Source organism: Methylobacterium sp. CM6257 (genome assembly GCF_054611515.1).
Genome location: NZ_CM137735.1, coordinates 1,250,652 through 1,271,191, shown reverse-complemented (window position 1 = coordinate 1,271,191; position 20,540 = coordinate 1,250,652). Strand labels below are relative to the sequence as shown.

The following is a 20,540-nucleotide window of genomic DNA, read 5'->3' as shown; positions in this document are numbered from 1 at the left end:
GGCGGGTATGGCTACGGCGGCTTCACCTACGGCTGCGATTGCTGATCAACGCCGCTCCTCGCCGCTCTTCAAGGATCGGTGAGGGGCAGTCCCCGGCTCGGCAACTCCCAATGCAGGTCCGGAGTCGTGTCGTAGAGCTTGCGGTGCGCGAGCACCGCGTAGGTGTCGGTCATGCCGGCGATGTAGTCGGCGACCCGGCGGGCGATGCGTCCCTCCGAGGCGCCGCCGAGCCCGGCGCTCCACTCGTCGGGCATCCGCGCGGGCGCAGCCGTGAACGCCCTGAACAGGTCGTTGACGATGGCGTCTGCCTTTCTGCGCACCGCCACGACGCCCGGATGCCGGTACATGCGCGCCCAGAGAAAGCGCATGATGTCGGCGTCGGCCGCCGCGATATCGGGCGAGAACGCGATGACCGGAGCCTCCGCCCGGCGGATGTCCTCGACCTGCCGGGGATCGAGCGCGGCGATCCGGCGTCCGCCCTCGCGGATCACGTCCTCGACGAAGCGCGTGATCACGCGCCGCGCCAGCTCGTGGATCTTGCGCGACGCCTCCAGGCCCGGATGGAGCCGGTCGATCTCGTCGAGGAGATCGGCCAGGAACGGGACCTCGCGCAGCTCCGGAATCTCGAACAGTCCCGCCCGCAGCCCGTCGTCGAGATCGTGGGCCGCGTAGGCGATATCGTCGGCGAGTGAGGCCGCCTGCGCCTCCGGTCCGGCCTGGCTCCACAGGTCCAGTGGGTTCAGCGCGTCGTATTCCAGGATGGCGGCCGGGATGCCGCGCTCGGCGTAGCGGGGAGTCGGCTGCCCGTCGGCGGTGAGCAGCGGCCCATTGTGCTTGACGAGCCCTTCCAACGTCTCCCAGGCGAGATTGAGCCCGTCGAAGCTGGCATAGCGCCGCTCAAGACGGGCGACGATTCGCAAGGCCTGCGCGTTGTGGTCGAAGCCGCCATGGCCGGCCATACAGGCATCCAGGGCATCCTCACCGGTATGGCCGAAGCAGGTGTGACCGAGGTCGTGGCTGAGTGCGAGCGCTTCGGCGAGATCCTCGTCGAGCCCCAGCGCCCGCGCCAGCGCCCGGCCGATCTGGCTAACCTCCAGCGTGTGAGTCAGCCGAGTGCGGTAATGGTCGCCCTCGTGATGCACGAAGACCTGCGTCTTATGTTTCAGACGGCGGAACGCGGTCGAGTGGATGATCCGGTCGCGGTCGCGCTGAAAGTCGCTGCGGGTCGGCGAGGCCGCCTCAGGGATCAGGCGCCCGCGAGTTCGGGCCGGATCCGTGGCGTAGGGCGCGCGCCAGCGCTCACCGTTGGGGCGCACGGCGTCCGCTCACGATCTCGCACAACCTGGTCATGACCCCTCCCTGCCCGGCGCGTTGCGGCGCGGACTTGCGCCTCATATCTTGTGGGCATTGGCGCCTTCGGCAACGGCCGGGCGGCGCCGTCCACCGAACACTGCGTGGCCAGACCCTGATGGCTGAGATCACCCTGACCCCCCGCGCCGCCAAGCGCATCAACGAGATCATGGGCTCGGAGCCGCCCGGCTCGTCGCTGCGGATCAGCGTGAACGGCGGCGGCTGCTCGGGCTTCTCCTACGCCTTCGATATCACCCGCACCCGAGAGGCGCAGGACGTCGCGATCGAGCGCGACGGCGCCACCGTGATCGTCGATCCGGTCTCGCTGGAGTACATGGCGGGCTCCACCATCGACTTCGTGAACGACCTGATCGGTCAGTCCTTCAAGATCGAGAATCCGCTCGCCACCGCGTCCTGCGGCTGCGGCACCTCCTTCTCGCTGTAGAGGACGGAGTTCGGGCGACCGTGCCGTTGCGTCCTTACGACACCCCTCCCTGCTCGAGAGCCTGACAGCACGGGCGCGATTGCCTCGCCCGGCAAAACGCGGCACCCCTGACGGATTCCCGAAAGAGCCCTGGTCCGGACCCTGCCATGATCCATCCGAAGGCCCGCTTTCGCCTCCGGTCGGCCTTGGCGGCGGCCAGCGTGCTGGCCCTGCTCGGGCTCGCTGCGGCCCCGGCGCCACTGGCTGCGCAGGAGGGAGCCGCCGCCGTTCAGGACGTCACGGTGACCGATGTGGTCCTGCCGCTCGGCGGTACATTGCTCAAGGCGCCGAAGCTGACGGCGAGCGGCACCCGTCTCTCGAAGGAGGATCTCGCCAGGATTCTGCGGCCCGATTCCGCTGAGTCCTGGGAAGCGCGGCTGGCGCGCCTGGATGCCGGCAGCCTGTCGGTGCCGGTTCTCACCTCCGAGAATGTCGGGCCGGGCGACAACCGCCAGACCGTCACCTACCGCGACGTGGTCGCGCGCGACGTCCGGGCCGGCCGTGTCGGCGAGTTGACAGCCGCGGGTGCCACGGTCAGCGCCGTGGCTGGCCCGAACCGCGGTTCCGGCACCTACGGCCAAGTGCGCGCCACCGATCTCGATCTCGCGGCCCTCAGCCGTCTCTACACCGTGCCGGGTGACGGCAAGGGACCGGTTCAGCGGGTGTACGGGACGATCCAGGTCTCGGACGTCACCTACTCGGACGCGCGCGGGACCACCGTGAAGATCGCCCGACTCAGCGGTCGCGATCTCGGTGGCCGCCAAGTGCCGGATGGCTGGAACGGTGCCTTCGAGATCCTGGCCGCGGGCTTCCAGGGCACAAGCGATCGGCGCGCCTTGGCGGGGGCGGCGGCCGATCTGATCGAGGCGAGCGCACTCGGCAGCCTGGAGATCCAGGGCCTCAGCGTGAGCGATTCCGACCCGAACGGTCCGGTGCTCCTCGAGATCGGCCGCGCCGCCTACGCGTCTTCGGGAACAGAGGTCGGCACCACCCTGGAGGACCTGTCGCTGTCGCGGGGCAGCCTGCGTGCCCATATCGGTCGCTTGGCGCTTGCCGGGACCTCTCTGGCTCCGACCGTCGCAGCCCTGCACGACATCGCCGCGGAGCCCGCTGCAGGAAAAGGCTTCTCCGACGTCGAAATGCGGCGGCTCGCACCGAAGCTCGGCAACTTCACTTTGAGCAACTTGACCGTCGAGCTTCCGCCCGAGGCGGAGCCGGAAAGGTCACCCCTTCGGGACGGACGAGTCCAGGCTCAGCGCAGCGTGCCCGACACGGGCCGGCCGATCGGCGGCAGGCCCGCGGCGGACGCCAAGGGGGCGGAGCCGAAGGCCGCGGATCCCCTCGCGGTCACGGTGTCGCCGCGCCCGACGCGGCGGATCGCTCTGCGTGAGGCCGCGCTCGCTTTCGGCCCTCCCAGCGACGGCCTGCCGAACACGAGCCGCCTCAGCCTCTCCGGCCTGAGCCTGCCGGCCGATCTGCTGGCCGGCGCGCCGATCCTCGGTATGCTGCCGGTCTACGGCTACCGCGATCTCGATCTTGATGTGCTGGCCGACGCGACCCTCGACGAGAAGGCACGCGACCTCGCGCTCCGCGAGATCACGGTTTCCGGGCGCGATATCGGCACGGTCCGACTGGCCGGAACCCTCGGCGGCATAGGGCCCGAGCTGTTCTCCGGCACCTTGCCGGCGGCGACCATGCTGATGTTCTCAGGCAGCGCCAAGACCCTCGACCTGACAGTGGAGAATGCCGGATTGTTCGAGCGATTCCTCGCCGCGCAATCGAAGGATCTCAGCCTGAAGCCCGACGAGCTGCGCAAGGAATACGTCACCGCTAGTCTGCTGGGCGTTCCGATCATCCTCGGCAACAGCGCGGCCGCCAAGGGCATCGGCGCCGCGATGGGTCAGTTCGTGATGAAGCCCGGCAAGCTGGTGCTGCACGCCAAGGCGAAGGAGCCCGCCGGTATCGGCTTCATTGATCTCGGCGCGGCGCGCTCGCCGGCCGCGGTGCTCGACCGGCTGGATGTCGAGGCCAAGGCTAACTGAGGGCGGGGCGGCCATCGGGTCGTCACCCGTGCGGAGAGGCCCGCGATGATCGCGGTCCGCCTCTCGAAGATCGTGCTCGTCGCCGCCGTGGCGCTGACTTGCACGCTGGTGGTATTCGGCAATGTCGTCGATCCGTCGGTCAATCTCAGCTTCGTGCAGCATGTCCTTTCGATGGACACTGTCCTGCCCGGCTCCGGGGTCGCCGACCGGTCGATCACGAACCCGACCCTGCAGCGCGCGGCCTTCGGCCTGATTGTCGCCGGCGAGGCGCTGACCGCCCTTCTCCTCTGGCTCGGCGCACTGCTGATGCTGATACGCCTCAGATCGACGGCGGACATCTTCGGCCGGGCCAGATCCTGGGCGATCGCCGGCCTGAGTATCGGCTTCCTCGTCTGGCAGGCTGGCTTCCTCGGCATCGGCGGCGAGTGGTTCGGCATGTGGATGTCGAAGGAGTGGAACGGGCAAGAGTCCGCGTTCCGTTTCGCCATGACGGTGCTCGGCGTGCTGATCTACGTCTCGCTGCCCGAGGGACCGGCGCCGGTGGGCCCGCCTACAGGGCGATGATTTCCGGATGCCGGGCGGCGAGATTCGCGCGTGTTGCCTCGGCCCAGGCCCGATCGCGCGCCTTGCGGGGACGCTCAAGCGGCACGTCCGCGATCAGGCTCGCGGGACGTCGCGACACGAGCAGCAGCCGGTCCGCGATCCCGATCGCCTCAGCGACGTTGTGGGTCACCATGAGGACGCTCATGCCGGCAGCGTCCACGGTGTCGACCACGAGGCCGCGCAGCTCGGCAGCGGCGGCATCATCGAGAGAGACGAATGGCTCGTCGAGTACGAGGACCCGCGGATTGTCGGCGAGCGCGCGGGCGAGCGCCACCCGCCGCTGCATGCCTAGCGAGAGCGCCTTTGGATAGCTGGCGCGCCAGGGCATGAGGCCGAGGCGGCCGAACAGGGCGTCGAGGTCGCGCCCGCGCCGCGCCCGCGGCAGCCCGAGGCGGACGTTGTGCTCGACGCTACGCCAGGGCAGCAGCCGAGGCTCCTGGAACACGATACCGGCCCGCTCCGCGCCGGAGACACGGCCCTCGAAGGCGGTGTCCAGGCCGAGAAGGATCCGCAAGGTCGTGGTCTTCCCGGCACCGGAAGGGCCGATCAGGCAGACGATCTCCCCCGCGCCGACCTCAAAGGCGAGGTTGCGGACTGCCTCGACCGGCTCGGCGCCGCGCGGGCGGTACCATTTCGACTCGATCGTGACTTGGAGAACGGGTTCAGCGCCAGCGGCGGACATAGGCTTCGAGGCGCTGCAGGAGGAGGACATCGATGCCGATCATCACGGCCATGAAGACGAGGCTGTAGCCGATGATCGCGGCCACGTCGGTGCTCTGGACGAAATAGTAGTTGATCGCGAAGCCGACGCCGTCGGGCCGGCCGAGCAGCTCCACCACCAGCACGATCTTCCAGGCGAGCGAGAGGCCCGAGCGAGCGGCGGTGACCATGTAGGGCTGGAGCTGCGGGATCAGGACGTCGCGGGTCCAGGTACGCCGGTCGAACCGATAGGCGCGGGCCATCTCGTCGAGGCCGGGATCGAGGTTGCGCGCGCCCTCCCGTACAATCACCGCGACGTTCGGCAGCTTGTTCAGCACCACCGCGAGGATCGCCGCGGTCTCCGTCAGCCCGACCCAGACATAGGCCAGCACCGTGATCACGAGCGCCGGCGTGTTGAGCAGCACGAGGAGCGGCGTATCGAGGGTGAGGTCGGCGGCCTTCGAGCGCCCGAGCGCAACGCCCAACGCGATCCCAAGGACCATCGCCACGGCGAACGAGATCGCGACCCGCAGCAGCGTCACCCCGACATTGTGGGCGAGGTCCCCCCGCTCGGCCTCCTGCGCGATGAAGCGCAGCACCGCCATCGGGGCGGGCAGCAGGCGCGAGCCGGCTTCCAGCGCCGCAGCCTGCCACGCGGCGACGAGGACGGCCAGCGACGCGATGCGTGTCAGCGCGCCCATGCGGTCCCGGCGTTCGGGATCACCGTCACGGAAGCCCGGCAGGCGGGCATCTCAACCATTGCGGCCGCTGTCGTAGTAGAGGTCGGGCGGGAGCCCGTTGCCGTTGCCCACGAGACGCGACCCGCCGAGCCGCGCCATCACCCCGTAGAGCTTCTCTGCATCGGCGCGCTCCTCCGCTACCGGCCGGCGCGGGATGCCGGACAGGAAATCGCGCTTGAGGGCCTCGAAGGTCGCGTCGTTCTCCGCCGCCATCAGCGGACGCACGATCTCCCAGGTGCTGGGATCTGAGGCGAGCATGTCCTTGGCGGCGCGCGAGGCTCGGGCGAAGCCGGCCACGGCGGCGGGCTTCTCCTTCACAATGGCATCCTGGAACAGGTAGCCGATCAGCGCCACGTCACCGGTGATGCCGAGCGCGTGCATGATGTCCTCGGCGCCAACGAGCCGGCGGAAGCCCTTTGCCTCCAGGCGGGCGCAGTAGGTCCAATAGGTCAGCGCCGCGTCGAGGGCGCCCTGCTCCAGCTTCAGCGTGATGAGCGGCGGCGCGCCGTAGGCGATCTCGGTGGCCCGCTCCAGATCGATGCCGGCGGCATCCTTGGCCTGCGCCTTGAGAAGCAGCCAGTTCTTGTCGAGGGCGCCGCCGGCCACGCCCAGGCGCTTGCCGTCGAGGTCCTTCAGGCTCCTGATCGAACTCTCGCCCGGCACCATCACGGCGCCTTCCGAGGTGGAATAGGGCATAAAGCGCACCGCCTGCCCGTCATTGCCGAGCCGCGCCGCCCAGAGCAGGTCGCCGATAATCGTGTCCACCTGCCCGCCGATGAAGCTGATCCGAGCCGCGTCGTTTCCGGCGAGCTTCACGGCGTCGAGCTGGAAACCGTTAGCGGTGTCGAGGCCCCGAGCCTTGATCACCGCCGCCTCCCAGGTCGAGGTCCCGAAGGGCAGGCTTCCGAGGCGGATCACCGGCACGTCTGCCCGCGCTGCGCGCAGGCCGAGGCCGCCGAGCAGGCTCCCGGCGAGCATCGCGCGCCGTGACAGCATCACGCCTTCTCCCATCGTATAGCGCGGACTTCCGAGGCGACAGACTGCGGTGCAGACTTGTTCCGACGCCATTGGAAAAAGGTCATAGGGCCCGCTTGAGCCTGCGTCCACCGGCCGTGACCTGCTTGCGCACGGCCGGCAGCAGCGTCACCCTCGCCTTTTGACAGCTTCACGAGAGGGAGGAAGTCGATGAGCGAGAGACGCGAGGGTGCCCTGGACCAAGCGACCGTGGAGGCACGGCTCAAGGCCGAGCTTCCCACGTGGCGGCTGGAGGATGGCTGGATCCGCCGCACCTACAAGACGGCGGGCTGGAAGAGCACGCTCATGGTGATCAACACGGTGGGCCACCTCGCCGAGGCGGCCTGGCACCATCCCGACATCACGGCCTCCTATGCCTGGGTCGAGGTGCGGCTGATGAACCACGCCGCCAAGGGCATCACCGACAAGGACTTCGCCCTGGCCAAGAAGATCGAGGAGGTCGTGTCGTGGCAGCCCGGCCTGGAGGGCCACGGGCTCGAAGGCACGCCCACCGATCCGCGCTTCGCCTACATCAAGTACGACAAGTAGCGGCGCGGGCCGTCACTGCGGCTCCTTCACCCTGCGGCACTCGGTCTTCAGGTAGGCGGACTTGCCGATCTCGTCGCGGCGCTCCGTGCGGGCGATGATCTCCTGCCAGCCTGTGGCGCAACCAAGTTCATTGGCGACCCGGACCTTGCGCACCTCCAGCGCGCGTTCGTCCGTGCAGGCGTCCTGCGCGAGACCGTTGGCGCAGACCAGGACGACGGCGATGAAGGCGTTCATGCAGGTGAGGCTCCTCGTATCCGCCCCACCCTACGCGCCGGAGGCATTCAAGGTTTCCGGTTCGGAAGGCTGCCACGGTCCTGGATCCTCACGGTCGGCCCGCCCCGAGGGGGCGAACAGGCGGGCCGACCGCTTCTCGCAGCACCGGCCGGCACTGCGATCTCTCTTACCTGCGGTCAGGCGATCCATGTCGCCGCGCCCCGGGTCTCCGGCCGGATGCGGTAGCAGCCGACGTAGAGGGCAGGCAGGAACAGGAGCGTCAGGAACGTCGCCGCCAGGATGCCGCCGATCATCGCGTAGGCCATCGGCCCCCAGAAGACCTCGCGGGCGATCGGGATCAGGCCCAGGCTCGCCGCCGCGGCGGTCAGCAGGATCGGCCGCATGCGGTGATGGGTCGCTTCGAACACGGCGTCCCACGGGGCCATGCCCTCGTCCCGGAACTCCTCGATCTGGCTCACCAGGATCACGGCGTTGCGGATGATGATGCCGATCAGCGCCAGCACCCCCAGGATCGCGACGAAGCCCATCGGCTTGTCGAACAGCAGCAGCGCCGGCACCACGCCGATCAGCCCCAGGGGCGCGACCGTGAAGACGAGCAGCATCCGCCCGAAGCTCTGGAGCTGCATCATCAGGAGCAGCGCCATGGCGAGCAGCATGACGGGCACCACGGCCGCGATCGGGCCCTGACCCTTGGCGGATTCCTCGACGGCGCCCCCGGTCTGGAGCGTGTAGCCCTCGGGCAGCCTGTTCACGAAGGCGTCGATGCCGGGCTGGAGGGCGGCCACGATGGTGGCGGGCTGCGTCGAATCGTGGATCGTGGCGCGCACCGTCACGGTGGGCAGCCGGTCGCGGCGCCAGACGATCGGCTGCTCGAGGTCGTAGCCGATCCGCGCGAAAGCGAGCAGCGGCACGACCGAACCGTTCGCGAGCCCGACCTGCAGGGATTGCAGGGTGTCCAGCGACGACCGTTCGGCCGCCCGGGCCCGACCGACGACATTCACGAGGTAGATCGAATCGCGCACCTGCGTGATCGCCTGCCCGCCCTCGATTCCGTTGAGGATGCCGGCGACGTCCTGGCTGGTTACGCCGAGCTGGCGCGCCTTGTCCTGGAGGATCTCCACGCGCAGGACCTTGCCGGGCTCGTTCCAGTCGAAGGTCGGCACGTCGAGGCGCGCATCGGCGGCGACGACATTGGCGAGGTCGAGGGCGAGGTGACGAACCTTCTCCATGTCGGGACCGCTGAGGCGGTACTGGACCGGTCGGCCCACGGGTGGGCCGAGGCTCAGCGGCTGCACCAGCACGTCGGTGCCGACGAAATCGCGCAGCGCGATCTCCTGGAGCCGCGCCATCACCCGGTCGCGCACCTCCAGGGATTTCGTGACGATCACGATCTGCCCGTAGAAGGCATTGGCGAGCTGCTGGTCGAGGGGCAGGTAGAAGCGTACCGCCCCCTGGCCGACATAGGACGACCAGCTCGAGACATCCGGATCATCCTTCAGCTTCGCCTCGAACCGGTCCATCTGGGCCTTGGTCTCGGCGATGGTGGCGTTCTGCGGCAGCGTCAGGTCGACCAGAACTTCGGAGCGGTCCGAGGACGGGAAGAATTGCTGCTGGACGTGGCCCATGCCGATGATTGCGGTGGCCATCAGCGCCAGACAGACGAGCACCGTCGTCCAGCGCCAGCGCATGGCGATCCGGAGCGCCGCCAGGAACAGGCGGGTGAAGATCCCCCGCTTCTCCGTGTGATGCTTCATGGTCTTGGGCAGCAGCGTCACGCCGATCAGCGGCGCGAACAGCACGGCCACGACCCAGGAGACCAGGAGTGCGGCGGCGATCACCACGAACAGCGAGTAGGTGTACTCGCCGGCGCCCGAGCCGTTGAAGCCGATCGGTAGGAAGCCCGCCACCGTCACGAGCGTTCCGGTGAGCATCGGGAACGCCGTGGAGGTGTAGGCGAAGGTGGCCGCCTTCCGGAGCGTGTCGCCGCGTTCCAAACGGGCGACCATCATCTCGACGGTGATCATGGCGTCGTCGACCAGCAGGCCGAGGGCGATGATCAGGGCGCCGAGCGAGATGCGCTGCAGCGTCACGTCCATCATCTGCATGATCACGAACACGATCGCCAGCACGAGCGGGATCGACACGGAGACCACCAGCCCGGCCCGGACGCCGAGGCTGACGAAACTCACGGCCAGCACGATGATCACGGCCTCGACCAGGGCCTCGGTGAAGCCGCCAACAGCGTGCTCCACCTGCTTGGGCTGATCCGACACGAGGTGGACGCCGACGCCGACCGGCAGCGTCGCCTCGATCTTCCGCATCCGCTCCTTCAGGGCCTCACCGAAATGGAGCAGGTTCGCGCCCGGGCGCATGGCGATGGCGAGGCCGATCGCCGGCTTGCCGTCGACCCGGAACAGCGGTGAGGGCGGATCTTCGTAGCCGCGGCTGATCTCGGCGATGTCGGCGAGGCGGAAGAAGCGATCGTTCACCCGCAGGTTGAAGTCTTGGAGCGCGGCTTCCGACGCGAACGAACCGCTGACCCGGAGCGAGACGCGCTCGGGTCCGGCCTGGACCACGCCGGACGCCGAGACCGCGTTCTGCGCCTGCAGCGCCTTGATCAGAGCCTGGAAGTCGATGCCGTAGCCCGCGAGCTTGCGGGTCGAGAAATCGAGGTAGATCGTCTCCGCCTGCGTGCCGATGAGCTGCGTCTTGCCGATGTCGGGCACACGGAGGATCTCGGTGCGGATCCCTTCGACGTAGTCGCGCAGCTGCCGATAGGTCAGACCGTCCGCCGTGAAGGCGTAGATGTTGCCGTAGACGTCGCCGAACTCGTCGTTGAAGAACGGCCCCTGCACACCGTCCGGAAACTGCCCCTTGATGTCGCCGAGGCGCTTGCGGACCTGATAGAAGGCCGGCTGCACCTCAGACTTCTTCAGCGTGTCGCGGAACTGGACGAAGACCGTGGAGGAACCTGGCGTGGTGTAGCTGCGGACGTAATCCAGCCCGTTGAGCTGCTGCAGCTCCTTCTCGACCCGGTCGGTGACTTGGTCGAGCGTGTCCTTGATGGTCGCGCCCGGCCACGTCGTCTGGACGACCATGGTCTTGATCGTGAAGGGCGGGTCCTCCTCGCGGCCGAGACGGGTGTAGGCCATCACGCCCGCCACGAGCGAGACGAGCATCAGGAACCAGACGAACGAGCGGTGCCCGAGCGCCCAGTCGGAAAGGTTGAAGTCCTTCACGCGAAAACCTCGTGCGGCCGGCTCAGACGGCTCCGTCGGTCAGGCGCACGGCCTGACCCTCTTTGAGAGCGTGGACCCCGGCGACGACGACCCGGTCCCCCGGCTGCAACCCGTCGGTGATCGTGATGCGCCCAGCCTCTGCCCTGTCCGGGTTCGCCGCCACGACCACGTCACGGCGCGTCACCGTTTTGCCGTCGGCGGAGACGACCCAGATCGCGTGACGGTCGCCCTCCTCCAGAAGTGCCGATGGCGGCAGCAGAAAGTGCCGCGGGACCTTGCTGGACAGTGCCACGTTGATGGTGGCGCCCAGCCGGAAAGCCGGCCCGGGATCCTCAAGGGTGATACGAATGCGCTTGGAGCGTGTTCCCGCCTCGGCGAGCGGCGCGACCTCGCGCACGCGCCCGCGCGCTGTCAGCTCCGGCGCGCTCTGCAGCGCGACGGTGAAGACGCAGTCCGCCGGCAGCGCGCCCACATAGGCTTCGGGAACGTCGACCACGGCCTCACGGACGTCCGGCCTTGCCACGGTCACGACCCCCTGGCCGGCACTGAGAACCTGCCCGACCTCGGCCAGGCGCTGGGTCACGACGCCGTCGAACTCCGCTTTCAGTTCGGTGTAGCGCATCTGGTCGCGGGCCTTCTGGAGGCTCGCCTGGGCTTGGTCGACCCGCGCCCGCGCCGTCTCGCGCCTTGCCACGGCCTGATCCAGGGTGGCCTGCGCGACGGCGTTGCCCGTCATCAGGCGGCGGGTCCTCGACTCGGCGGACTCGGCGTTCTCGGCCTGGGCGCGGGCGTCTGCGAGGTCTGCCTCGGCGCGGGTCAGGTCGAAGCGCGTGACGATGGTGTCGAGGGCGGCCAGACGCTGGCCCTTCGTGACGATGTCGCCGACCGTGACGTCCCGCGCCACCATCCGGCCGGGGATCTGGAAGCCGAGCTGCGCCTGATAGCGCGGCTCGATCGTGCCCGCGAAGGGACCGAACCTGATGGTATCAGTCGGTTCGGCGACCTGCGTCAGCACTGGGCGCACCGGCTCGGCCGCGGCGGAGGGATCGGACGCCCCATCGCCGTGGCCGTTGCAGCCGCCCAGCCCGCTCGCGAGGAGGATCAGGGAGAGGAACGCGCGCGATCTCATGGCTGCCCACCGATCTCGGCGGCCGCTACCTTCTGCCCCGGCCGCAGGAACTGGATCCCGGCGACGACCACGCGCTCGCCCGGCGCGACGCCATTTTTGAGGGCGATGATGTCTGGCCCGAACCGGTCGATCTCGACGGCTCGGACCGACACGGTCCGTTGCGCCGGATCGTAGACCCACACGGAGGGGCGGCCGTCGTAGCGATAGAGAGCGGACCAGGGCAGGATCACCGCCTCGTGCGGGGCGAAGTGTCCTCGTCCGACGACAACCGCTCCGAGCCCCATGGCAGGTGGCGTCGCGGGAAGACCGATTTTGACCCGAACCGTGCCGCTCGCGGAATCGACTGTGGGCGAGATCTCGCGCACGGTCCCGGTCGTCGTGATGGATGGGTCGGCCTGCAGCGCAACCGTGACTGTGTCGCTCGCCGGCGGCTGCGCCGTGAGCGACTCGTAGACGTTGAACACCGCGTCGCGCGGGCCGTCCTGTGCGAGGACGAGCACGGTCTGGCCGGATTGCACGACCTGACCGACCTCGAAGCTGCGGCTCGTCACGATTCCGGGGACACCGGCCCGGAGCTCCGTGTAGGAGAATTGCTCCTTCGCGGTGCCGAGGGCGGCCCTGGCCGAGTCGACGGCGGCCTGCGTGGTCCGCAGCTCCTGCTCGGCGTTGTCGAAAGTCGAGCGCGTGGTGAAGCCGCCGGCCAAGAGCTGCTTCTGCCGCTCGAACGACATCTTGGCCTGGGTGAGAAGCGCTTCGGCCGAATTCAACGCCGCTTTGGCGTTGTCGAGGTTCGCCTGCTGGGTCAGAGGCTCAAGGACGGCGAGGACTTGGTCGGCCTCCACATGGTCTCCGACCTCGACCCGACGCTCGGCGACTTTGCCGTTCGTGCGAAATGAGACGTTGACCTGCGCCTGAGCCTGGATATCGCCGGTCAGCACCACTTCGGAGGACAGGGGTGTGCGACGAGCCTCGATCACCCTGACCCGGGCGAGCGACGGATCGGACACGGCCGCCGATTCTGCATGAGCGCACCCGATCGCGCCGAGCGCGGTTATCGCAAGGAGGAGAGGTGCGTGACGGTGAGCGGTCCTGCGGATCATGCGGTCGATCACCTCGGCCGGGTTCGAACGAACGGCGTGACGCGTCCCTACCCGATCCCTTACATACCGTCCAGTCGGTTTTTAATTTAGGTGAGTGATGCGAGCGAAGCGTAAGCGGCTGGCAGAACGGCCCGAGATCATCCTCGAAGCCGCCGATGCCGTCCTCCGGAAAGGCGGCGCGCGGGCGCTGACCATCGATGCCGTCGCCTCAGAGGCCGGGCTCAGCAAGGGCGGCGTGCTGCACCACTACGCTTCGAAGGATGCGCTGATCCTCGCGCTCGTCGCCCGCAAGCTCACCGTGCTTCGCGAGGAGATCGCCGCCTGCGAAGCCGAGATACCGCCCGGCCCGTCACAGCTTCCGCGGGCGATGGTGGCGCATGTCCGCGGACATTATTGCGACGATGACGAATCGTCGCGCGCGCTTCTGCTGGCCTCCATCGAGTATCCGGAAGCCTTGAAGGATTATCGAGCTTTCGTGGCGGACCAGCTGGGTCGCCTGGGCCAGATCAAGGGCGCCTGCCCCGGCGATGGCGCCGTGCTGTTCTTCGCGATCCTCGGCCTGTTCATGGGTCGGACGCTGGGCTTCCACCAGCTCGGGGACGACGAGCTTCAGCCGATGCTCGACGCGCTCGATCGCATCGCCCGGCGATCGGAACCCTAAGCGCGGCGGCTCAGGCCTGGAACGACAGCACCGCGCGGGTGCCCGGGCAGCCTGGGACATAGGAGAGCGCCGAACGCAGGTTCGTCGCCATGGCGCGCACGATCCGGGATCCGAGGCCCGTGCCGCGAATCTCGCCCTCCCCGGTCCAGCCGATCCCGTCATCCTCCACGGCGAGCAGCACGTTGTCGGAGCCCTCTCGGTCCACCGCGACCCGGATCTCGCCCGACGTGCCCGCAGGGTAAGCGTATTTATAGGCGTTGGTCACAAGCTCGGTGACGACGACACCCACGGAAACCGCCTTGTCGGTCGACAGCCGCACCGGCGCGGCCCGCAGCCGGATCGCGTGGTCCCGCCCGCTCGCCCGCATAGCCGCCTGCAATTCCTCGACGAGGCTCTCGAGATAGGCGTCCAGCTCGACGGACTCGACATCGTCCGAGGTGTAGAGGCGCCGATGGATGCCGGCGATGGCCGAGATCCGCGCCTGCATCTCGTCGAGCGCCGCCTTGGCGGCGGGGTCCGTCACGGCATTGCGCTGCATGTGCGCCAGGGCCGCCACGAGGGCCAGCGAGTTGGCGACGCGGTGGTTGACCTCGCGCAGCAGCAACTCGGCCCGGTCGCGGGCCTCGCGCATTTCGGCTTCCGCCCGCTCCTTGGCCCGCCGCAGCGCCTCCTGCCGGAGTGCGGTCGCGACAGCCTCGCCGAGGAGTTCCCGGAATTGCCCCTGGATATCCTTCCAGACATAGTCGACCGCGCCGGCCTTCAGCGCGGCCACAGCAACGCGGCTGTCCTCGGAGCCGGTCACGTAGATGACCGGCGGCGCGTGCGGCAGGGCGCGGATCGCCGGCAGCAGATCCAGGCCCGTCTGGCCGGGCATGTGATGGTCGAGGGCGACAGCGTCGATCCCGCCCTGGCCCAAACGCGCGAGCCCCTCCGCGCCGCTCGCGCAGAGTTCCACCGTATAGCCGCGCGCCTCCAGCGAGCGCCGAACCAAGCGGCCGAGACCGGGATCGTCGTCGATGTAGAGGATACGCCCCGCCGCGGCGGTGCCATCCGCGCTGGCGCGCTCCGCCGTCATGGATTCTGGGGAACCTCCATGACGGAGAAGAACAGCCCGAGTTGGCGGATCGCGTTGGCGAAGCCGTCGTAGTTCACCGGCTTGGTGATGTAGACGTTGGCGCCGAGATCATAGCAGCGCTGGATCTCGCGGCTGTCGTCCGTCGTTGTGAGCACCACCACGGGGGACCGCCGCGTGTGCGGGTTTGCCTTCACCTTCTCGAGGATGTCCAGCCCGGTCATATCCGGCAGGTTGAGGTCGAGAAGGATCAGCAGGTGGCGCCGGGCACTGGCTTCTCCGGAGCCGTCCGGACCAAGGAGGTAGGCCAGCGCCGACGTGCCGTCCCGGAACGGGACGATCTCGTTGTTGACGCCGGCGCGTCGGATATTGCGCTCGATCAGTCGCGCATGCCCCTCGTCATCCTCGATCATCACGATGCTGACTGGGTGCACGGCTCGCTCCACGCTCATTCGGCGGCGAGGGGCGCCGGCTCAGGGTAGTCCCGAACCGCTGTAACCGCCCCGCGCGGCAAGGTCACGGTGAACGTCGTCCCCTCCCCGAGTTTCGAGGTGACCTCGATCCGACCACCGAACGAGCGGACCAGGGCTTTGACATGGGCGAGACCGATCCCTTCGCCCGGCCGATCCTGAACGCCCGACCGTCGGAAGAGTTCGAAGACGCGCGCATGGTCGCGGGCGACGATGCCGCGCCCGTTGTCGGTTACGGAGAAACAGACCCCGCCGGCACCGGCCGGGCGGGCGGTCACGGTGATGCGGCCCGGCCGGGTCGGATCGAGGTATTTGACTGCGTTGTCGAGAAGATTTCCGAAGATCTGCTCGACGGCCAGCCGGTCGGCGACGATCGACGGCAGGTCCGGCGCGATCGTCACCGTCGCACCGGCGGCTTCCGCCTGGTGCCTCTGGGCGTCCGCCACGTCGCTTAGCAGGGCCGTCATGTCGAGGGCCTCCGGCGTGAATTGCCGTCTCCCCTCGCGCGACAACTTCAGGATGGCGGCGATCAGCCCTTCCATCCGGTTGACCGCGGCTTTGATGAACCCGAGCGCCTCGCCGAGATCCGCGTCGATCCGCCCGGCCTGCGGGTTCCCCGCCAGAGCGGCGCGTACCTCCTCCCGGATCGCCTCCAGCTCACTGGTGAAGCCCATCACGTTCACGAGGGGAGCGCGCAGATCGTGGCTGACGATGTAGGCGTAGCGCTGGATCTCCTCGTTCGACTCCCGCAGATCGGCCTCGGCCTCCCGCTGCTCGGTGATGTCGGTGTGGACGCCGACCCACTCGCGGATCTCGCCGCGCGCGTCGAGCACCGGGACGGCGCGGATGGCATAGTGCCGCCAAGTCCCGTCGCGCGACCGGACCCGGTGCTCATGCACGTAGGTCCGCCGTTCTCTGACCGTCTCGTTCCACGACTCCACCGAGGCCTGCATGTCGTCAGGATGCACCGCGTCGGCCCAGCCGTAGCCTTGATACTGCTCCAAGGTCTGCCCGGTGATCGCGCTCCATCCTGGCTGCGCGCCGACCATCCGTCCGGCGGCATCGTTGGTCCAGAGAACGCCGCGCACGGCCTGAACCGCGGCGCGGAACCGCGCCTCGCTGGCCTGAAGCTCCCGCTGGACGCGCTGCTGGTCCAGCGACGAGGCGAGCATCGCCAGGAACAGAATCAGGAAGGTGGTGGCGCCCACGTAGAGCGCGAGGTTCTGCTGCCCCTGCGCCACCATGCTCGCATGGGCGGCGTGGGCGCCGGCATGCTCGGCCGTGACTGTCGCGGCCGCCATGCCCGTATAATGCATCCCGGCCACCGCGACGCCCATCACGCAGGCGGCCAGCAATTTCTGCCAGACGCCGTTCTGGCGGAAGGCGAGCCACAGGGCCGCGGTCGCCGCTGCGACCGCGATGGCCACCGATACGGCGACGATGGGCAGGCTGTAGGCGAGAGTGCCGGGCATCCGCAGGGCCGCCATGCCGGTGTAGTGCATACCGGCGACGCCGAAGCCCATCAGCGGGCCAGCCAACAGGATGCCGGCGGGGCCCTCGCCCCGGTACGCCACCCATATGAACGCCGCTCCCGTCACCGCGACAGCGATCAGCAGAGACAGCAACGTCAGGCCGAAGTGATAGGCGGCGGGCATGCCCATCTCGAAGGCGAGCATGCCAACGAAGTGCATCGACCAGATGCCTCCACCCATGGCCAGGGCCGCCCCGGCGATCCAGGGCCAGCGCGGCCCGGGCACGGGCCCGCGGATACGGGCGCCGAGATCCAGCGCCGTGTAGGACGCCAGCACCGCGATGCCGATCGACAGGGCGACGAGCGCCGGGTTGTAGCCGGTATGGACCATGGACGCGTATCGGGCGCGAAAAGCGCAATCCGTGGTGTAACCTGTGCCGAACGGCAGCGCTATCGGGATCACCAAGCGGTGCTAAGCCATTCGATTACCGATACGCTGCCCGGGCGCTTGCCCGCGATGTCATGCGCCGGATGTAGATTCGGCCCGCGCGTCGGCGGCCGCATCTATCCAGCGGCACCCGGATGCCGCATCGCTTCGTTCGAGGACCCGCGACATGATCTCTCGCGCCTGCAACAAGCTTGACGAGCGATCTCCGCTCCTCCGACGAGCGGCGCTCAAGATCTGTGCTGGGCAACGGGCCGGCGCCGGTCCATAAAGATGAAGGTCACCTGTCCTTCTGATCGAGAAAACGACGATGCGGCCTCGCGGGATCGACGTTGCCGTCGCCGAGGCGCGATGACATCACGGAGAAAAGCTCGAATCTGTCACGCTCTCACGGTCTCTCCGTCCGACCGGGCGCGTTGTAGGCTTGGTCGATTGCTCATCGCGAATGCAGGTTCATGAACGAACACGCCGCGGCACGACTCCCTGGCGACCTGCGCACCTCCCTCGCGCGCGCTCTGTATGATTGTGAGCGCAGCGATGGTGCCGGCCAGCCAGCCTGGGACTGCGACGCTCTCGACGCCAGCCACCCGGGTCTGCGGGAGCGCTATCTTCAGCGTGCCGACACCCTCATGGCCGGTCCCCTGTCCGGGATCCTGGCAGACGTGGCGGAAAGGTCAGCGGGCGAGGAGGAGTTGCGGGTGCTGCGCCGGCAGCGGATGGCTCCCGAACGGGAGCGCGAGTTGTTGGAAGCCAACAATCGCATGCACGCCAGGGCCGCGGCGGCCGAGGCGGCCCGGGATGCCGCGGAGGAGGCTCTCGCCATCGTCCGGCGCGAGCGGGACGTGGCACGGGAGGCGGAAGCGTTTTGGCAGCAATTCGCGTTCGACGCCGACGACCTCGCCACGAGGCGGCTGATCGAGCTGACGGATGCTCGGGCTGCCGCCGAGCGGGAAGCGATCCGGGAGCGGTGCCGCCGGGAACGCGCCGAGAGCGCGCTGCGTCTGTTCGCGGATCGCGCCGAGGTGATGCCCAAGGAGGGTTGGGCCTCGGACCTGACGAAGGCCAATCGCGACATACCGCTCTGGTGGTTCCACGCGGCCCGCGTCGCACTGGAGTCGCCCGAGCCGTCAGAAGGCTCGCAGGAGCAGGACGCCTGACGGGCTTCAGGCGGCCGCAGGATGCGTGGCCGTCGTAGGCGGCTCGCGGAACAGGGCCGTGCAGCCGGAGCCGCGATGCATGCTCAGGATCGAGGCGCGGTCGATCTCCGGATGCATCTTGAGCACCTTCTGCACGCAGCCGAGAACACGCTCGTATTGTGCGGCGTCGAAGTTAGGCTCCAGCGGACTCACGGCAATGTAGGTCTCGACCACGAGCACACGTTCCGCCTTCTCGCGGCCGACATCGACGGCGATCCAAGACGATTTGATCAGGCTGGTGCTGGCGAGCATGGGCGTTCCTCGTTCAGCGGTGAACCATTCGACCCGCCGCGCCGGCGAGCAATTTTGTCGAAATCATGGACCGCCAAGGCGCGATTGCCAAGGGCCGATGCCCCCTGCCGCTCGCTTCGGTCTACAGCCGTGTTGAGTGCTCCGGATTGTCAGCCTAGGCTCGACCGACAACGCGCGGGCGCCGTACCCACAATAGGCTCTCGCCTCGAACAGATGGCATGTGGTATACAAATCGTCGGACTCGTCACCGCGGGTCCAAGTGACGGTTGCGCGATTCGACGAAACCGCACGGTGGGAGGGAGCGCAGACATGATTCGATCGACGATGGAAGGCGCCGGCCTTGGCGGTGCAGCCCGCGTTCACTTCGCTCCCGCAGGCACCGCACCGATCACCGAAGCGGCCTGAGCCGCATCCGTTGCAATCCGAAGACCGACTCCAGCTCCGAGACCGATCATGACCAAGGCCCTTGAAGGCGTTCGCATCCTGGACTTCACCCACGTCCAATCTGGTCCGACCTGCACGCAGCTTCTGGCCTGGTTCGGGGCAGACGTGATCAAGGTCGAGCGGCCGGGCGTGGGCGACGCCACGCGCCAGCAGCTCCAGGACATTCCGGATGTGGACAGCCTGTATTTCACGATGCTGAACCACAACAAGCGCTCGATCACGCTTGATTCGAAGAACCCGAAGGGCAAGGAGGTGCTCTGGCGCCTCATCAAGGAATGCGACGTCCTGGTGGAGAACTTTGCCCCCGGCGCGCTGGCCCGGATGGGGCTCACCTGGGAGAAGATCCACGAGGTCAACCCGCGCATGATCCTGGCGTCGGTCAAGGGCTTCGGGCCTGGCCGTTACGAGGATTGCAAGGTCTACGAGAACGTCGCCCAGTGCGCCGGCGGCTCGGCCTCGACCACCGGTTTCCGGGACGGCATCCCGATGGTCACGGGCGCGCAGATCGGCGATTCCGGCACCGGCCTGCACCTTGCGCTCGGCATCGTCACCGCCCTGTACCATCGCACCCAGAGCGGGCTCGGCCAGAAGGTCGACTGCGCCATGCAGGACGGCGTGCTCAACCTGTGCCGGGTGAAGCTGCGTGACCAGCAGCGGCTGCAGCACGGTCCGCTCAAGGAGTACAGCCAGTTCGGCGAGGGCATCCCGTTCGGCGACGCGACCCCGCGCGCGGGCAACGATTCCGGCGGCGGCCAGCCTGGCCGCATCCTCAAGTGCAAAGGCTGGGAGCACGATCCCAACGCCTACATCTACTTCATCACCCAGGCCGCGGTGTGGGAGCCGATCTGCGACATCATCGGCGAGCCCGGCTGGAAGACGGACCCGAACTACGCGACCCCGAAGGCGCGCCTGCCGCACCTCAACGAGATCTTCACGCGGATCGAGGCGTGGACGATGAAGGTGACGAAGTTCGAGGCGATGGACACCTTGAACAAGTACGACATTCCCTGTGGCCCGATCCTGTCGATGAAGGAGATCGCCGAGGACGAGGCGCTGCGGAAAACCGGCACCATCGTCGAGGTCGACCATCCGACCCGCGGCAAGTACCTGACGGTGGGAAATCCCATCAAGCTCTCGGCGAGCCCCAGCGAGGTGAAGCGGTCTCCGCTGCTCGGCGAGCACACCGACGAGATCCTGCGCGATGTGCTCGGGTACTCGGACGCAGAAGTCGGCGAGATCGCCAATTCCGGCGCTATCGGCGCGGTGCAGAAGTTCGCCGCGGAGTAATCGGTAGTGGGCGTCCCGGGCCAAGTCCCGGGGCACCGTCAATCGGATGCGGGATCCGG

19 protein-coding genes are annotated in these 20,540 nt (G+C 68.3%); 7 read left to right on the top strand and 12 right to left on the bottom strand.

Translation table 11 applies throughout. The features are described from left to right. Window positions 1-68: 68 nt before the first annotated feature. On the bottom strand, window positions 69-1,316 hold the full coding sequence (locus ACYCO6_RS06075) for a deoxyguanosinetriphosphate triphosphohydrolase (RefSeq protein WP_459770313.1): 1,248 nt from the start codon (window positions 1,314-1,316) through the stop codon (window positions 69-71). 152 nt (window positions 1,317-1,468) lie between these two features. Here ACYCO6_RS06075 and ACYCO6_RS06070 point away from each other — a divergent pair, with 152 nt between their 5' ends. From ACYCO6_RS06070 to ACYCO6_RS06060, 3 genes are all read left to right on the top strand, one after another. Beyond that, the gene (locus ACYCO6_RS06070; RefSeq protein WP_459770312.1) at window positions 1,469-1,795 is read left to right on the top strand and encodes a HesB/IscA family protein; all 327 of its coding nucleotides are present in this window, start codon (window positions 1,469-1,471) and stop codon (window positions 1,793-1,795) included. Between the two features lie 146 nt (window positions 1,796-1,941). Further along, window positions 1,942-3,876, top strand: a complete 1,935-nt coding sequence (locus ACYCO6_RS06065) for a hypothetical protein (protein WP_459770310.1) — start codon at window positions 1,942-1,944, stop codon at window positions 3,874-3,876. Between the two features lie 45 nt (window positions 3,877-3,921). Next, window positions 3,922-4,440 carry a DUF2165 family protein gene (locus tag ACYCO6_RS06060; protein ID WP_459770308.1) on the top strand — a complete coding sequence of 173 codons (519 nt, stop codon included), beginning with the start codon at window positions 3,922-3,924 and terminating at the stop codon, window positions 4,438-4,440. Here the strand turns inward: ACYCO6_RS06060 and ACYCO6_RS06055 are convergent. Genes ACYCO6_RS06055 through ACYCO6_RS06045 form a run of 3 tightly spaced genes read right to left on the bottom strand, consistent with a single transcriptional unit; the run spans window position 4,427 to window position 6,914 of the window. Continuing rightward, complete coding sequence (locus tag ACYCO6_RS06055) at window positions 4,427-5,161, bottom strand: ABC transporter ATP-binding protein (RefSeq protein ID WP_459770306.1); 735 nt, start codon at window positions 5,159-5,161, stop codon at window positions 4,427-4,429. The genes ACYCO6_RS06060 and ACYCO6_RS06055 overlap by 14 nt on opposite strands. After that, complete coding sequence (locus tag ACYCO6_RS06050) at window positions 5,142-5,879, bottom strand: ABC transporter permease (RefSeq protein WP_459770303.1); 738 nt, start codon at window positions 5,877-5,879, stop codon at window positions 5,142-5,144. The genes ACYCO6_RS06055 and ACYCO6_RS06050 overlap by 20 nt, the downstream gene beginning before the upstream one ends. A 51-nt stretch (window positions 5,880-5,930) precedes the next feature. Further along, complete coding sequence (locus ACYCO6_RS06045; RefSeq protein WP_459770300.1) at window positions 5,931-6,914, bottom strand: ABC transporter substrate-binding protein; 984 nt, start codon at window positions 6,912-6,914, stop codon at window positions 5,931-5,933. Between the two features lie 189 nt (window positions 6,915-7,103). Here ACYCO6_RS06045 and ACYCO6_RS06040 point away from each other — a divergent pair, with 189 nt between their 5' ends. Further along, window positions 7,104-7,481, top strand: a complete 378-nt coding sequence (locus tag ACYCO6_RS06040; RefSeq protein ID WP_459770297.1) for a 4a-hydroxytetrahydrobiopterin dehydratase — start codon at window positions 7,104-7,106, stop codon at window positions 7,479-7,481. 12 nt (window positions 7,482-7,493) lie between these two features. On the opposite strand, the gene ACYCO6_RS06035 is transcribed toward ACYCO6_RS06040, so the two are convergent. From ACYCO6_RS06035 to ACYCO6_RS06020, 4 genes are all read right to left on the bottom strand, one after another. Continuing rightward, window positions 7,494-7,715: a hypothetical protein gene (locus tag ACYCO6_RS06035; RefSeq protein WP_459770295.1), complete on the bottom strand. Its 222-nt coding sequence runs from the start codon at window positions 7,713-7,715 to the stop codon at window positions 7,494-7,496. A 176-nt stretch (window positions 7,716-7,891) separates the two neighbouring features. Next, the gene (locus ACYCO6_RS06030) at window positions 7,892-10,954 is read right to left on the bottom strand and encodes an efflux RND transporter permease subunit (protein WP_459770293.1); all 3,063 of its coding nucleotides are present in this window, start codon (window positions 10,952-10,954) and stop codon (window positions 7,892-7,894) included. A gap of 22 nt (window positions 10,955-10,976) precedes the next feature. Then, a complete protein-coding gene (locus tag ACYCO6_RS06025) occupies window positions 10,977-12,083 on the bottom strand; it encodes an efflux RND transporter periplasmic adaptor subunit (protein WP_459770291.1) in 1,107 nt (368 codons plus the stop codon). Further along, window positions 12,080-13,183: an efflux RND transporter periplasmic adaptor subunit gene (locus ACYCO6_RS06020; protein ID WP_459770290.1), complete on the bottom strand. Its 1,104-nt coding sequence runs from the start codon at window positions 13,181-13,183 to the stop codon at window positions 12,080-12,082. The genes ACYCO6_RS06025 and ACYCO6_RS06020 overlap by 4 nt, the downstream gene beginning before the upstream one ends. Before the next feature lie 97 nt (window positions 13,184-13,280). Here ACYCO6_RS06020 and ACYCO6_RS06015 point away from each other — a divergent pair, with 97 nt between their 5' ends. Then, entirely contained in the window at window positions 13,281-13,844 is a 564-nt protein-coding gene (locus ACYCO6_RS06015; RefSeq protein WP_459770287.1) for a TetR/AcrR family transcriptional regulator, read from the top strand. A gap of 10 nt (window positions 13,845-13,854) precedes the next feature. On the opposite strand, the gene ACYCO6_RS06010 is transcribed toward ACYCO6_RS06015, so the two are convergent. The 3 genes from ACYCO6_RS06010 to ACYCO6_RS06000 are packed head-to-tail and all read right to left on the bottom strand — an operon-like array spanning window position 13,855 to window position 17,248. Continuing rightward, on the bottom strand, window positions 13,855-14,919 hold the full coding sequence (locus ACYCO6_RS06010; protein WP_459770284.1) for a response regulator: 1,065 nt from the start codon (window positions 14,917-14,919) through the stop codon (window positions 13,855-13,857). Next, window positions 14,916-15,368, bottom strand: a complete 453-nt coding sequence (locus ACYCO6_RS06005) for a response regulator (RefSeq protein WP_459770282.1) — start codon at window positions 15,366-15,368, stop codon at window positions 14,916-14,918. Before ACYCO6_RS06005 ends, ACYCO6_RS06010 begins: the two co-directional genes overlap by 4 nt. Further along, complete coding sequence (locus tag ACYCO6_RS06000) at window positions 15,365-17,248, bottom strand: MHYT domain-containing protein (protein WP_459770280.1); 1,884 nt, start codon at window positions 17,246-17,248, stop codon at window positions 15,365-15,367. The genes ACYCO6_RS06005 and ACYCO6_RS06000 overlap by 4 nt, the downstream gene beginning before the upstream one ends. A 509-nt stretch (window positions 17,249-17,757) precedes the next feature. Between ACYCO6_RS06000 and ACYCO6_RS05995 the strand changes: the two genes are divergently transcribed. Continuing rightward, entirely contained in the window at window positions 17,758-18,459 is a 702-nt protein-coding gene (locus ACYCO6_RS05995; protein WP_459770278.1) for a hypothetical protein, read from the top strand. A 6-nt stretch (window positions 18,460-18,465) separates the two neighbouring features. Here the strand turns inward: ACYCO6_RS05995 and ACYCO6_RS05990 are convergent, their stop codons facing one another. Beyond that, window positions 18,466-18,750, bottom strand: a complete 285-nt coding sequence (locus ACYCO6_RS05990; protein ID WP_459770276.1) for a hypothetical protein — start codon at window positions 18,748-18,750, stop codon at window positions 18,466-18,468. 453 nt (window positions 18,751-19,203) lie between these two features. Here ACYCO6_RS05990 and frc point away from each other — a divergent pair, with 453 nt between their 5' ends. After that, window positions 19,204-20,481, top strand: a complete 1,278-nt coding sequence (gene frc, locus ACYCO6_RS05985; protein WP_459770274.1) for a formyl-CoA transferase — start codon at window positions 19,204-19,206, stop codon at window positions 20,479-20,481. Window positions 20,482-20,540: the final 59 nt, after the last annotated feature.